Consider the following 13,254-nt stretch of genomic DNA (forward strand, 5'->3'; position numbering starts at 1 on the left):
TCTGCCTTTCGGTGTAAGGGTTCTATGTTTGAAGTTAGGTGTTGGGGTGTGATACCCTATAAATGTAAGGCAAATTTATCTCGGAGATTAATATTGAAAGATATTGATAGTCAGGATCATGAGATCCTGAAGATGCTGATCGAGGATGGCCGGTGTTCGATCAAGGAGATCGCTGCGAAGGTCGGGCTGTCGTCTCCGAGTGTGTCTGAGCGGCTGCGGCGTTTGCAAGAGCGGGGGATAATCCGCAGTTTTACTGCAGACATTGACCCACGTGCTCTCGGGTACTCACTTCAGGCTATTACCCGCGTCCGACCGCTTCCGGGAAAACTTCATATTGTCCGGGAGCTATTACGGGAAATTCCCGAAGTGATCGAATGCGATAAAGTTACGGGCGACGATTGTTTTGTCGTGCGGCTGGTGATCCGGGAAATCGAGGAGCTGGATGGAATACTGGAGCGGATCACTGATAAGGCGGAAACCAGTACCTCGATTGTTAAATCGCAGCCGATCTCCCGACGTCCCCCGCCGTTGTGCGCCAGCAGTGCTGAAAGTTGAATCGGACTGGGGCAGGTACATTTCTGGCGATCAGCTTAGCGTAAGTTTATCTCGCTATACTTTTTCAGGCTTGAGGTGACTATGTCAGGTTCGATCAAACGGTTCAGAAAATCAGACAGAGTCAACTTGTAGTTCTATCCAGGGTGGTTGGTCGGTTGTGCTGACGAGTTGCCGGACTTCTGTCGGTTCAAAAAAGGAAAAACAGATTAAATCTGCAGATTGTTACTGTTTTTATACCTGGTCTGGTGTAGGTGTTTTAACTGAAGTGTGGGCAACAATTGAAGCAGAAGCTGATTCTTGCGCCGGATTTGGGTTCGGCTGGATGGGTTTGGAGCATTTGCAAAAATGAAAATTGATATGCCCCTGCGATTGGCTGCCATCATGATGATGGCCGTGATGCTGCCCAGCCCGTCCCACGCCGATGCGAACTGCGGTCCGATGAAAGTTGCTGCAGCCGAAATCCCATATTTTGTTGAAAGTCCGGAGAAGGGGCAGTTTGTCGAATTGCTCCGCGCTGCCGCCGAACGCGCTGAAATTGACCTTGAGATCAAGCTCTATCCCAAGAAACGGGCTCTGGGCTTGTTTCAGATTAGTGTCGTTGATGTGTTGATGCCGCATTCCAGTGCAGGTGTCGACGTTCCGTCCCTAAAATCGGTTCCAATCTTGAACAAGCGGGATTTTGTTTTTGTGCGTAAAGGCACGCCAATTCCAACGACCGTTAAAGAGCTTGAAGGCCGCCGGATTGGACTGACGTCACAATATGCCTATCCCCAGTCATTGACTGAGAATGAAAATATTGAGTTCAGCCGGGCACCGAACTCGGATCTTGAGAGCGTCAAAATGCTGTCTATCGGTCGTTTTGACGGTTCGATTATCGAAGAACGTTCCGGTTTGAAGGCGATCTCCGAAGCCGGGGTCAGCAACATTGTTTATGATCAGAAGCATCCGATCAACGAGCTTAACGTTTGGATTTTATTCAGTAAAACGCCGTGCGGCTTAGTCTATCAGGAAAAGATCAACGCTGCTTTCCAAGCGATGATCGCCGACGGCGAGTGGGATACCATCAAGAAGCTTACGGCACCGAACGGATAATCCTTACCGTATAGAGGCTTTGAGGCGGGTAGCTCGGCAGAATGGGTTGCTGTTTTGCTTTGAATCCCCTATCAGCACACATCTCAAAACCAATGAAACGCTTACCTGCCTTGTCTGCAGGAGTGAGCAGGAGATTAAAATGATTCAACTGACTTTCCCCGACAATTCCGTGCGTGAGTATGAAGCTGGAACTTCCGGCTTTGATGTTGCCTCCGGCATCTCCAAATCGCTGGCCAAAAAAGCGGTAGCGATGGCTCTTAACGGGGAGCTCAAGGACCTTACCGATCCAATTGACGCCGACGCCAACATCGAAATCGTCACTCGGGACGATCCGCGGGCGCTGGAACTGATCCGCCACGACGCGGCCCATGTGATGGCTGAGGCTGTGCAGGAATTGTGGCCGGGCACTCAGGTCACCATTGGCCCGGTAATCGAAAACGGGTTTTACTACGACTTCAAACGTGTTCATCCGGAAGGCGCCGCAAATGCTGGCGACGACTGGCCGTTCACGCCGGAAGAGCTGCCGGTCATCGAAAAGAAGATGCGCGAGATCATTGGCCGCGCTGCGCAGTTCACCAAGGAAATCTGGACACGCGACGAAGCCAAAACCTATTTTGCCGCCAAGGGTGAGCACTACAAGGTTGAGCTGGTCGACGCGATCCCGGAAGACCAGGAAATCAAGATCTACAAGCAGGGCCAATGGCTGGACCTGTGCCGTGGACCGCATATGGTTTCCACCAAGCACATTGGCGACGCTTTCAAGCTGATGAAGGTGGCAGGAGCCTATTGGCGCGGCGACAGCAACAACGAAATGCTGACCCGCATTTACGCCACCGCGTGGCATGATCAGAAAGAGCTGAAGAACTACCTTCACATGCTGGAGGAGGCAGAGAAGCGCGACCACCGCAAACTCGGGCGCGAAATGGATCTGTTCCACTTCCAGGAAGAAGGTCCTGGTGTTGTCTTCTGGCACCCGAAGGGTTGGGACATGTTCCAGAACCTGATCGCCTACAAACGGCGTGTTCTCAAGGAAGACTACAGCGAAGTGAATGCTCCGCAGGTGTTGCACACCTCGCTTTGGGAAACCTCCGGCCATTGGGGCTGGTACAAGGAGAATATGTTTGCCGTTCAGAGCGCCGATCCGGAAAGTGAAGACGATCGCGTTTATGCCTTGAAGCCGATGAACTGCCCGGGCCATGTGCAGATCTTCAAACACGGTTTGAAGAGCTACCGCGACCTGCCAATGCGTTTGTCGGAGTTTGGCGTTGTGCACCGCTATGAGCCGTCCGGTGCGCTGCACGGCCTGATGCGGGTGCGCGGCTTCACGCAGGATGATGCCCACGTCTTCTGTACTGAAGAGCAGATGGCGGACGAATGCCTCAAGATCAACGATTTGATCCTGTCCGTTTACAAGGACTTCGGCTTTGACGAGATTGTTGTCAAACTCTCGACACGGCCGGAAAAACGCGTTGGCTCGGATGAAAACTGGGATCATGCGGAAGGCATCATGTCGGATGTTCTGAAGCGGATCGAAGAACAGTCAGATGGCCGCGTAAAGACGGACATCCTGCCAGGTGAGGGCGCATTCTACGGTCCGAAGTTCGAGTATACCTTGCGTGATGCTATCGGCCGGGAATGGCAGTGCGGCACGACCCAGGTCGACTTCAACCTACCGGAGCGCTTTGGGGCCTTCTACGTTGACAACAATGGCGAGAAGAAGGTTCCGGTGATGATCCACCGGGCGATCTGCGGTTCCATGGAACGGTTCCTGGGCATTCTGATTGAGAACTACGCAGGACATTTCCCGCTGTGGTTCGCGCCTTTGCAGATCGTTGTTGCAACGATCACATCGGAAGCTGACAGCTATGGCCAGGAAGTGGCTGATCTTCTGAAATCCAAGGGCCTCAAGGTCGAGACGGATTTCCGCAATGAGAAGATCAACTACAAGGTCCGTGAGCACTCTCTGGCGAAAGTTCCGGTGATCCTGGTGTGCGGGATGCGGGAAGCTGAAGAGCGGACTGTCAATATCCGCCGGCTCGGGTCCAAGAACCAAACGCCTATGGGGCTGGATGAAGCGCTTGCAGCGTTTGTCGAAGAGGCAACAGCGCCTGACTTGAAATAACAGGCTCCGTATTATCAACGGAAAAACTGCCAGCTTGCACACTGCCCTACCTTAAGGGCAGTGTGCCGTCATCAGACTGCAATAGAAATTCTGTTAGAGCGTCACATTGTGGGAGGCTCTGATGGGCCGCGCCCAGACAGTTCAATGTTAAAAGTCGGCTTGCCGTGGACTACGCAGAATTCAGTTATGCCAATCCTGATCACCATCCGCTGAAGCGCTGGGTGATCCGCACGATTGAAGGTCTCTCCGGACGCCGGAAGATTCTCGATCTTTATGAGATCTGGAAACATTCGATCATCGGGACCTCCGACTATATCTGGAGTGATCTGCTTGGCCTCATCAATATTGATGTCGAAATGGAAGCCGGGGAGTGGCCGCCAAAGAATTTACCGGACGGTCCGCTGGTTCTGATCGCGAACCATCCATATGGAATCGGCGATGGACTGGCCATCCTCTCGCTTGCAGAACAACTTGGACGGCCTTTCAAGATCCTCATCAACAACGAGCTTTTGAAAGTCCCGGAGGTTCGTCCGTTTTCTCTGCCGGTCGATTTTGAGGAAACCAAAGAAGCCCTCAAAACAAACATGGAGACCCGCAAGAAGGCGTTGCAGCTCTTAAAGGAAGGCACGACAATCGTTGTCTTTCCGGGCGGTGGCGTTGCGACAGCACAAAAGCCCTTCGGCCGTGCGGAAGAATTCCCGTGGAAGACATTCACTGCCAAGATGATCCGCTCGTCAAAAGCGACGGTATTGCCACTTTATTTTGATGGCCAGAACTCCTGGCTGTTTCATCTGGTCAGCAAGTTCTCGCTGACGCTGCGGCTTTCATTGTTGGTCCGGGAGTTCCGCAAGATCCTAGGATCGGTCATTCCGGCCCGCTCAGGCGCGCCAATTCCGTATGAGACATTGTCCGGTTTTAGTGACCAGAAGGAAATCATGGATTTCCTGCAGTCGAAAGTCATGGAAATGGCTCCTGCGGAGCGCAAGCGCCGCTTGCTCGGCCGCAGGTAAGCGGCCGTTCTAAAACCTTTCTGCAGAAATCTGACAGTCGCCTAGTTTGCTCTTGGAGCTCTGGTGACTAGCTCGCTGGTCGCTGCGACCACTTCCACTTCCCGGTCTTCGCCCGGCGAAACGGTGAACGTGTGCAAGTAGGTGCGGCCGTTGTTTCGGGCGATTGCCTCATATTCCCCGGCTGCCAGGACAAAATCCGGAAATGCGCCGGTCGCTTCAACAACAACGTCACCGCCCGGACTCAGAACTGACCAGGTGGTGTTGGCGATGGCCTCCCCGCCGCGTTCGTTGACAAGTTTCAAAGTGATGTCGGCAGCTTTGTGGAAGATCGTTGCTTCGGTGAGCTTGCCCGGCAGAACCTGGATGTCGGCTCGGATCTCGGCATTGGCCGCGCCATAGCGGCTGACAATATGATAGGTGTTCGCGTTCAGGCGAATAATCGCTCCAGGCTGGACTTGGCTGGCGATGAGATCGCGTTCGCCGCGCTCGTCAAATTCCTGGCTGTAAACATCAAAGGTGACGGGAGCGCTTTCCAGCGGCGCGCCATCCGGCAAGCTGGCATCGAATTTGACCCCACCCGCGTTCAGCGTCACCATTTTTGACAAGACTTCCTTGCCGATCACAATCCGATTGGTCGCTTGGGCGTAGCCGTACGCGGTATGGATGAGATAGGTGCCCGGATCCAAGCGGAATTCGGCGTCTCCACCTTTGGAGGTCGCAATCAGCTGTAGGCGTCCGTCGGCATTTGTTGTTTCCGAATAGATCCGCCAGATCAGGTCGTCATTAAGAGGATCGCTGTCCCGGGTCAGTTTGGCCATCAGATACAATGCGCCCCGGGTCAAACCTTCCGACGTTCCTTGTGCACTTGAAAAGGCGGGGGCATAGGGAACGAGAGTGTTGTCGGAAAACAACGGTTCCGGTTCCCGGTCCAAAAGGTTCTCGATCGGCACTGATGGCGCCGCGACAGGCGCATCCGGATCCGGTTTGAATGCGGGTGGCATCGGTAAGTTGGATTGTGCGCTAGCAGCCATAGGCTGCGCCGCGATTACCGTGCAGCACAGCGCGGCGCCCAATATACGGCGCGCAATTGTGTGCTTGGTCTTGATCCGGTTCCACAAAGTCGTTGGATTCTGCATGCCCACTTATTATCGTTTTGGCCAAGCGCTGTCATCTGGTCAGCGGTGCCTTCCAGCTTGTTTCTGCCATTGGACCTGAAATTTTGGCGAATTCAAGACCTTAAGCCACGCACACGCAAATGAGATGAAATTGGTGGGGATGACTCTATTAGGGTACAAGACGTGAGCCCTCAGGAAACCGTTCGGTTTTCAAGGGATTGCTACGCTGCAACCGGGCAAATTCACGCCGTCGAGAAGCGACGCCAAAATAGCTTTGATCTGCAGCGTCAAATCGCTCAACCGGGCGCTAAGTTCGGTTCATGCGCTTTTCCGTCCATTTCGTTGCCTTTCCATTTTATTTGCGAGGGCGTTGCCTGTAGACCGGAGTTGACAAATTCCATCAATCAATTACGAAGATAGTTGCAAATGAAACTATCTCAGTTAGAGGCAGTTAAAATGTCAGAAATGGTCAAGGGGTCACCAGAGGCTCTTGAGTTTTTGCGAAAGCGCCGATCACACCCGTCGGTGACCATGTCAGGGCCGGGTCCCGACGAAGGACAGCTTTCGGACCTTTTGACCATCGCAGCCAGGGTTCCTGACCATGGCAAATTAGCGCCTTGGCGCTTCATTGTTTATAGGGCGCCGGATGGTGAAAAAATCGGCCGGTTCCTGGCAGGCCTCTATGAAAAGAAAAATGGTTCGCTGGATGCGGCCCAAATGGAAAAAGAACTGACCCGGTTCACACGCGCGCCCATTGTGGTTGGCGTTGTCAGCCGGGCGGCGGATCACCCCAAGATCCCCTTGTGGGAACAGCAGCTTTCCGCAGGTGCTGTGTGCATGACACTGGTGTCAGCCGCGGCGGCTGCCGGATTTGCTTCACAATGGCTGACAGAATGGTGCGCCTTTGACGAGGATGCCGGTGCCTATCTTGGCCTTGAAAACGGTGAGCGGTTTGCCGGTTTCATCCATATTGGAACACCGACCCAGCCGCCGGTCGAGCGTGCCCGCCCCAATCTCTCCGACATCACTTCCAACTGGACGGAAACTCAATAAAGATGTTCTACGAAACGGAAAAAAACGACCACGGATTGCCTCATAATCCGTTCAAAGCAATTATTGCACCCCGGCCGATTGGCTGGATCTCCAGCTTGGACAAAGACGGCAGGACCAACCTGGCGCCCTACAGTTTTTTCAACTGTGTCTGCGACCGCCCGCCGATCGTGATGTTCTCCTCATCCAACTATAAGGACAGCGCGGCCAACATCGACGCCACGGGTGAATTCGTTTGCAACATGGCAAGCTATGACCTGAAGGACGAGATGAACTTGTCGTCAGCTGCGGTTCCTCATGAAACGTCCGAATTCGATTTGACTGGTTTGGAAATGGCTGAGAGTAACCTGGTTAAGGTGCCGCGGGTCGCGAAAGCGCCAACGGCGCTGGAGTGCAAACATCTGCAAACCATTCGGATGAAAGGTCTGGATGGTGAAGATACAGACAGCTGGGTGATCTTTGGCCAGGTTGTCGGCGTTCATATCTCCGATGATGTGATTGTAAACGGCATGGTCGATGTTACCCGCTACAAGCCGCTTTCCCGCCTTGGCTACATGGACTACGCGGTGGTCACCGAGGTCTTCCAAATGGGCCGCCCGAAGGTCTGAAGGTTAACTCCGAGAATCGAAACAGGCGCTCAAAAACGGGGCGCCTGTCCCATAATGGGACATCCGAATCACGTATTTATCCGCCGGTGAACGGCAAAATCTTCCTAGCGGCTAGGTAAATTTTTCCCAAGAAAAATCGCAGAAATCCGCCAAAGTCCACATTTGCGTTTGATTGCATTGACATAGTTACGTAGGGAGCGATTGGTTTTTAAGAGATCAATAAAGGAATTTCGCCTGGCTGTGGGCTGTTAAGGATTTGTTAACCTTTTGGGCGCGAAAGTTAACAAAGTAATAAATAGTTTCGTCGAGGAGGTCCAGTCATGCGGGTTGGTGAAAATGCCTCGGTCGCGTCTAAGATCGAGCTTGCGTTTCAGTCTGCGAGTACATCAACAGGAACGTCGTTTGACTATCTTGTTAAGACAGCTGCACGGGAATCTTCATTCAATCCGTCGGCCAAAGCCAAAACCTCGAGCGCAACGGGGTTGTTCCAATTCATTGAGTCCACCTGGCTTGAAACCATGAAACAAGCTGGGCCGGAGCATGGGTTGGACAAATACTCCGATCAAATCAAGCGCTCTAAGAGTGGCAAATACTACGTCAGCGATCCCCAGATGCGCCGGGAAATTCTTGATTTACGCAAGGATCCGGAAATCTCTTCGATCATGGCCGGTGCTTATACGCAGAAGAATGCCGCCTACCTGGAACGCAGGATTGGTCGCGAACCGACCGATGGCGAACTTTATATGGCGCATTTCCTCGGCGCCAATGGTGCCAGCCGCTTGATTGAAAACACAGCGTCCAACCCGGACCAGCGCGCTGACAGGATCTTTTCAACTCAGGCGAGGGCCAACAAACCGATCTTCTATCATCGCAATGGCACAGCCCGGTCGATGGAAGAAGTTTATCAGGTGATTGTCTCCAAACACGACGCGGTTTCGATGATCGCGGAAGCTGGTGGACGGAAGAACCTGCGGACGTCGGGCGAACTGTTGAACGTGGCGACTTTGCCAAATGCCAAGCCCGGGTCTCAAACGCCAGCCCCGTCTGTGCCGTTTGATGATTTGGCCGGAGATCCGGCAGCGGCCTTTGCGATGCGCTCCAAACCGCCGGCACCAGTGAGAACGGTTGAAGCAACACCTGAGAATTTCGATCATCTCGCAGGCGATCCGGCGGCCCAGTTTGCAATGCGTTCGAAGCCGCAGGCACCGGTTCAGGTCGCGGCAGTCGCAGAGCCTGTTCAGCAGGAACTGCCGTTTGATAAACCGCTGGTCGTGGCGAAGGCGCCTGTTCCGGAAAGCCGGCCAAGCAACCCGGTCACCGCCAGCGCGAACGCTGTAGACCCGGCAGAGCAGCAGGTGCAACCGCAACCGCAGCCACAAGCTCCGGTGCAGCAGGTCGCAGCAAGCATGCCGCAGCCAGTTCCTGATGACCCAAGGGATTCGTCGATCAATCAGGCCGCAGATGCAGCCTCACACCGCGTGTTGTCGGCCTTCCAGGCGGCACAGACCGCAAACCCGTTTGAGGCTTTGTTCCGCAATGATCCGGGGTCAGATCAGGCAGGCGTCAATCCGCGGTTTGCATCTGCATTTGCGGCGGTAGAAGAAGCTGCCCTTTTCAGTGCTCTTTCCGGTGCTTCGAATCAGGTCGCAGCGCAAGAGCTGGCACTTGCCAATCAGGGCGGTCCATTGGACCTCAGCCGTTTTCTGAGACTGAAAGCTCAGGAAGAACAGAAAGACTTGTTGCCTCCGGCCTAATCCGAGGCCGGATACATGTGGGGGCATGTCAAAATTATAGTGAACTGATCGTTAAGTCTTTGATGCCAGGATAGGTGCGAAGCTTATTCTAGACAGCATTAAGATCATGACCGTTCACGATATTCTGCACCTCACCGACAGCGATCAAGGTAGTCTCGATATTGAGGCTGCACGAACTTACGCAGAACGTTATTTGGCTGCCGAAGAGGGCAGCTCGGAACGGACGACCATGGCTGCAGCACTGACAGTACTCCTCGACGACCCGAGCCGGCCGGTGCGCAAGACCATCGCCAAGGTTCTGGCTGCAAGCGCGCATGCGCCTGGTCATATTATCCGCTGCCTTGCTCACGATGTGGACGATATTGCCGTTCTGGTACTCAAATCCTCGCCATTGCTTACTGAAACCGAACTTGTTGATCTTCTGGCCGAAGGCAGTCCTGCTGTTCAATGCGCGATCGCAGAGAGGGATCATGTTCCTGCCAGTGTGAGTGCAGCACTTTGTGAGGTGGCTGACGAGTCCGCTTGCATGAGGCTCCTGCAGAACCCGAGCGCAGCTGTTTTGAAATCCTCTCTTATACGGTTGGCGGAGCGCTTTGAGCGGCACCCCGACCTTTGCGATCAACTTCTTAAGCTCGGTGATTTGCCGATTCCTGTGCGCTATGAACTGTTGATGGGGCTGGCGCAGAACCTGGAAAATCATCCGGTTGTTCTTGAGCGGGTGCCAGAGCACCAGCGTGATGTCTTTTTGAGTGACGCTGTCGACAAGGTTGTTCTGCGGCTGGCGCTTGAGGCCAAAGATGAAGACCTACCTGAATTTGTTGAACATCTGCGCGCCGCTGGACAGCTGAATACACGGCTTCTGCTGCGGGCCGTTTGTTGTGGCCGTTTGCGGTTCTTCGCTGCCGCGCTAGCAAATCTCGGAAACATGCCGTTGGCGCGCATGTGCAAGGTGTTGCTGTCAGTCCGGCGGGCTGCGCTGCAGGCGATCTTGCGCAAGGCCGGTCTGCCATACCGGTCGCATCAGGCGTTTTTACTGGCCATTGATATCGCGCGTAAAGCCGATGCCGACTTTAGCTATGATCTGGCATTGGAAGAGGCGCGGGCGCTCACTGAGGCCTTGCTTGCCGGGATGCAGGATGGGGCATTTGGATCGGACGAAGACGTCAATGCGTTCTTGCGCCGTTTCGCTATTGATGTCGCGCGCCTGGAAGCACGTTCAGTGATGAAAAAGAACGCTAAAGATCTGCGTGCGGTGCACGCAGCCTAATCTAATTCAGTTTTTCGAGATTCAAAAATTAACATCGGCTCCGAATTCGGAGCCGAACTGCTTTTAAAACTTGTGTCCAAGTCTCTAAGCTTCGCCGTCCCGGTCTTTCGGTGGAAACTGAGCGAGGTAAGTGTCGGTTGCCGTACGAAGAGTATCCAGTAGTTCCACACCGGTCTTATTGGCCGTGTCCTTGGCGCCTTCTGTAACCATCGCGCGGATCGCTTCCACAAAACCTTCAGCCAGCCCGACCGGCAGATCTTCCGGTGCCGGGAGGTTTTCAATTAAATGGCAAAAACTAGCAGCGACATCCCCGACCAAAGGAAATCCCAAGGTCAAACCTTGACCTTTGATATTGTGAACAGATTGGTAGAGCGTATCCACGCTTTCTTTGGAGACGCCGTCGGACTTGACGATGTCCCAGGCACTCACGAGCCCCTTGGCTTCATTATCCATCCAGTTGCCAAAATGGGGGGCGATACGCTCAAGGGCTGCTTCAGCTGCTTTAACAGGATCGAATTTCCGTGCTTCGCGCGGTGACAGCTCGCGGACCTTCTTTCGCAAGTCCGTTGGCGGAGACACGATTTCGTAATCCTGATCCTGGGGCATGCTGGTCATTGCGGCAAAGTCCTCATCTGGGGATGAGCTCTCGCTCACGCTGTCAGTATGGGTCCACAAATTTAACAGGGGGTTGCCACGGGGAAACTTATTGGATTTCGAAAGCTCTTCGAACTTGCAGCCACCCTCATTAATTACGACCGGAAGTGGACAAAAACTCCGGCTTGATCAAAACGGAAACTCTAGTACCGGAACATTTCCGTGAGAATACGCTCATCCCAGCCGTGATCATCATCAAACATGATCCGGCCCTCTTCCTCAGTGGACTCGCGCACGGACACACGGGCAACGCGCCGGATCTCGGTATGATCGGCGGATGCACTGACGGGGCGCTTTTCCGGATCCAGGATCTCTATATCGACACTGGCCCAATCGGGAAGAAGCGCGCCACGCCAGCGCCGCGGACGAAAGGCGCTGATCGGAGTGAGTGCGAGAAGTTGCGCAGAAATTGGGAGAATAGGGCCATGGGCAGACAAGTTATAAGCCGTGCTGCCTGCCGGTGTTGCCACTAGAATTCCGTCACAGATCAACTCTTCAAGCCGGGTCCGGCCGTCGACGGAAATCTTCAGTCGAGCAGCTTGAGACGTCTGCCTCAGCAAAGAGACTTCATTGATGGCGAGTGCCGTGTGCTCTTTGCCATCTTCATCCGTCGCAACCATTTCCAGCGGATAGATCGCGGTGGTGTCTGCTTTCGCCAGGCGCTCCATGAGCCCATCTTCGCGATATTCATTCATCAGGAAACCGACAGATCCCCGATTCATGCCATAGATCGGCTTGCCGCTGCCCATATGAGCATGAAGGGTTTCCAGCATTAGACCATCGCCGCCGAGGGCAACGATTATGTCAGCATCATCTGCAGGGACTTCGCCATATTGTTCGACGAGAGAGTCGCGAGCCTGTTTTGCCTCGTCCGTCTCGCTGGCCACAAATGCTAGTTTTTTTTCAGGCACTTGGTTTGCCGTTTCAGGAGAAGACACAATACGATTCATTGTTCAACAGGTGTCCGGACAAGGTGATCCATCCGCCTTCACGGCCAAATGGGGGCTGCTTTCAGCTTTGTATTGGGACTAGGCCATGCCCTCGGAATTTTGGCAAGGGCTGCTCAATGAAAAGTATAGATAAGGTGGGGTAATGGTCTGAAAGGAAACGCCTTTTAAGGAACTTAATACTCGAACATCTGATTGCTGGCCGTAACTGCCGCCGGTGTTCAAATTGAAGCGTAGCGGCAAAAAGCATAAGAAAATCAATCGAGGGAAGAGCGAAGAGCGGCTTTCGAAACTGGTGCGCCAGTGTTGCAAGCTGGGGCATCCAACAATTCCTGCCATTCATAAAAGGGGACAATGGCAGAGCGGACATCGTCGATCTTGGCTGACATGATCCCGGCCACCCGCAGGCCATCTGCGGTCTCGACCAGAAGCGGGCCGCCGGAGGCACCGCTTTCAGAGGAGCAATTGGTGACCCAGCTGTCTTTCACCGTTCCCGTGACCTTGCAGGCCGACACCACGGTCGGCAAATACCGCCGGCTTCGCCGGTAGCCAGCGGAGTCGAAACGTGTGGCCCTGGTCAAGACAGAAGCTTCCTCCGGTGCGAGGGTCGGGACGGGTGGTAGGCTGGAGGTTTCCTTCAAAACCAGAATGCCGACGTCATTGTGCACATCCGAAAGCTTTGGCTGTTTTTTGGGCTCATACCCGGCGGCGGGCAGTGCGCAGGCAACTTCCAGCCGCGCCGAATACTCATCGCGCCGGACACCGGCCACAAAGAACATGTCTTTCTCAGGAAACTTCTTCAGTGAGGCTTTGTTGTAAAGGCAATGGGCGGCCGTCAGCACGATGTTTGGCGCGATCAAGGTCCCGGTGCACATGGAAGTCGTCCGGTAACCCGCCACATTTACCCGGCCGATGGATGGCCAAGGGGCGTCCGTGCTGTCGATGACTTTCAGGATAGGGTCTGAGGCGGCGGCCGGTTCGAAGGAGGCAAGGCTCAAAAGAGCGAAGGTTGCCAGCTTCAAGCATTGGGTAGGTCCATATTCAGATTTGGTCTTTCGAAAGACCGGCATGGCAGTCGCC

12 protein-coding genes are annotated in these 13,254 nt (G+C 54.1%); 8 read left to right on the plus strand and 4 right to left on the minus strand.

The genetic code is table 11. From position 1 onward, the window contains the following. The first annotated feature begins 132 nt into the window (after window positions 1-132). The 4 genes from ACOOFE_RS09295 (at window position 133) to ACOOFE_RS09310 (ending at window position 4,779) form a co-directional block, all read left to right on the plus strand. Window positions 133-555 carry an Lrp/AsnC family transcriptional regulator gene (locus ACOOFE_RS09295; protein ID WP_420415557.1) on the plus strand — a complete coding sequence of 141 codons (423 nt, stop codon included), beginning with the start codon at window positions 133-135 and terminating at the stop codon, window positions 553-555. Window positions 556-900: 345 nt separating this feature from the next. Beyond that, window positions 901-1,647 (plus strand): substrate-binding periplasmic protein, encoded by a 747-nt coding sequence (locus ACOOFE_RS09300; protein WP_420414695.1) that lies wholly within the window; start codon window positions 901-903, stop codon window positions 1,645-1,647. 139 nt (window positions 1,648-1,786) lie between these two features. Beyond that, entirely contained in the window at window positions 1,787-3,769 is a 1,983-nt protein-coding gene (thrS, locus tag ACOOFE_RS09305) for a threonine--tRNA ligase (RefSeq protein WP_420414696.1), read from the plus strand. Between the two features lie 164 nt (window positions 3,770-3,933). Beyond that, the gene (locus ACOOFE_RS09310; RefSeq protein ID WP_420414697.1) at window positions 3,934-4,779 is read left to right on the plus strand and encodes a lysophospholipid acyltransferase family protein; all 846 of its coding nucleotides are present in this window, start codon (window positions 3,934-3,936) and stop codon (window positions 4,777-4,779) included. A gap of 41 nt (window positions 4,780-4,820) precedes the next feature. Here the strand turns inward: ACOOFE_RS09310 and ACOOFE_RS09315 are convergent, their stop codons facing one another. Then, the gene (locus tag ACOOFE_RS09315; protein ID WP_420414698.1) at window positions 4,821-5,915 is read right to left on the minus strand and encodes a hypothetical protein; all 1,095 of its coding nucleotides are present in this window, start codon (window positions 5,913-5,915) and stop codon (window positions 4,821-4,823) included. A 435-nt stretch (window positions 5,916-6,350) separates the two neighbouring features. On the opposite strand from ACOOFE_RS09315, the gene ACOOFE_RS09320 reads away from it, so the two are divergent. From ACOOFE_RS09320 to ACOOFE_RS09335, 4 genes are all read left to right on the plus strand, one after another. Beyond that, window positions 6,351-6,947 carry a nitroreductase family protein gene (locus ACOOFE_RS09320; protein WP_420414699.1) on the plus strand — a complete coding sequence of 199 codons (597 nt, stop codon included), beginning with the start codon at window positions 6,351-6,353 and terminating at the stop codon, window positions 6,945-6,947. A 2-nt stretch (window positions 6,948-6,949) separates the two neighbouring features. Continuing rightward, window positions 6,950-7,552 (plus strand): flavin reductase family protein, encoded by a 603-nt coding sequence (locus ACOOFE_RS09325; protein ID WP_420414700.1) that lies wholly within the window; start codon window positions 6,950-6,952, stop codon window positions 7,550-7,552. A gap of 320 nt (window positions 7,553-7,872) precedes the next feature. Beyond that, window positions 7,873-9,306 (plus strand): transglycosylase SLT domain-containing protein, encoded by a 1,434-nt coding sequence (locus ACOOFE_RS09330; protein WP_420414701.1) that lies wholly within the window; start codon window positions 7,873-7,875, stop codon window positions 9,304-9,306. A 106-nt stretch (window positions 9,307-9,412) separates the two neighbouring features. Beyond that, window positions 9,413-10,573, plus strand: coding sequence for a DUF2336 domain-containing protein (locus ACOOFE_RS09335; protein WP_420414702.1), 1,161 nt, complete (start codon window positions 9,413-9,415; stop codon window positions 10,571-10,573). Between the two features lie 84 nt (window positions 10,574-10,657). On the opposite strand, the gene ACOOFE_RS09340 is transcribed toward ACOOFE_RS09335, so the two are convergent. From ACOOFE_RS09340 to ACOOFE_RS09350, 3 genes are all read right to left on the minus strand, one after another. Continuing rightward, on the minus strand, window positions 10,658-11,188 hold the full coding sequence (locus ACOOFE_RS09340; RefSeq protein ID WP_420414703.1) for an Hpt domain-containing protein: 531 nt from the start codon (window positions 11,186-11,188) through the stop codon (window positions 10,658-10,660). A 182-nt stretch (window positions 11,189-11,370) separates the two neighbouring features. Then, window positions 11,371-12,177: an NAD kinase gene (locus ACOOFE_RS09345; protein ID WP_141186184.1), complete on the minus strand. Its 807-nt coding sequence runs from the start codon at window positions 12,175-12,177 to the stop codon at window positions 11,371-11,373. Between the two features lie 254 nt (window positions 12,178-12,431). Then, the gene (locus ACOOFE_RS09350) at window positions 12,432-13,244 is read right to left on the minus strand and encodes a trypsin-like serine peptidase (RefSeq protein ID WP_420414704.1); all 813 of its coding nucleotides are present in this window, start codon (window positions 13,242-13,244) and stop codon (window positions 12,432-12,434) included. Between the last annotated feature and the right edge of the window lie 10 nt (window positions 13,245-13,254).

This window comes from Roseibium sp. (assembly GCF_965216085.1).
Lineage (GTDB): Bacteria > Pseudomonadota > Alphaproteobacteria > Rhizobiales > Stappiaceae > Roseibium.

Coding starts and splice junctions, on each gene's coding strand:
- ACOOFE_RS09295 (WP_420415557.1), top strand. CDS start 133: ATGCTGATCGAGGATGGCCGGTGTTCGATCAAGGAGATCGCTGCGAAG.
- ACOOFE_RS09300 (WP_420414695.1), top strand. CDS start 901: ATGAAAATTGATATGCCCCTGCGATTGGCTGCCATCATGATGATGGCC.
- thrS (WP_420414696.1), top strand. CDS start 1,787: ATGATTCAACTGACTTTCCCCGACAATTCCGTGCGTGAGTATGAAGCT.
- ACOOFE_RS09315 (WP_420414698.1), bottom strand. CDS start 5,915: ATGCAGAATCCAACGACTTTGTGGAACCGGATCAAGACCAAGCACACA.
- ACOOFE_RS09320 (WP_420414699.1), top strand. CDS start 6,351: ATGTCAGAAATGGTCAAGGGGTCACCAGAGGCTCTTGAGTTTTTGCGA.
- ACOOFE_RS09325 (WP_420414700.1), top strand. CDS start 6,950: ATGTTCTACGAAACGGAAAAAAACGACCACGGATTGCCTCATAATCCG.
- ACOOFE_RS09330 (WP_420414701.1), top strand. CDS start 7,873: ATGCGGGTTGGTGAAAATGCCTCGGTCGCGTCTAAGATCGAGCTTGCG.
- ACOOFE_RS09335 (WP_420414702.1), top strand. CDS start 9,413: ATGACCGTTCACGATATTCTGCACCTCACCGACAGCGATCAAGGTAGT.
- ACOOFE_RS09340 (WP_420414703.1), bottom strand. CDS start 11,188: ATGACCAGCATGCCCCAGGATCAGGATTACGAAATCGTGTCTCCGCCA.
- ACOOFE_RS09345 (WP_141186184.1), bottom strand. CDS start 12,177: ATGAATCGTATTGTGTCTTCTCCTGAAACGGCAAACCAAGTGCCTGAA.
- ACOOFE_RS09350 (WP_420414704.1), bottom strand. CDS start 13,244: ATGCCGGTCTTTCGAAAGACCAAATCTGAATATGGACCTACCCAATGC.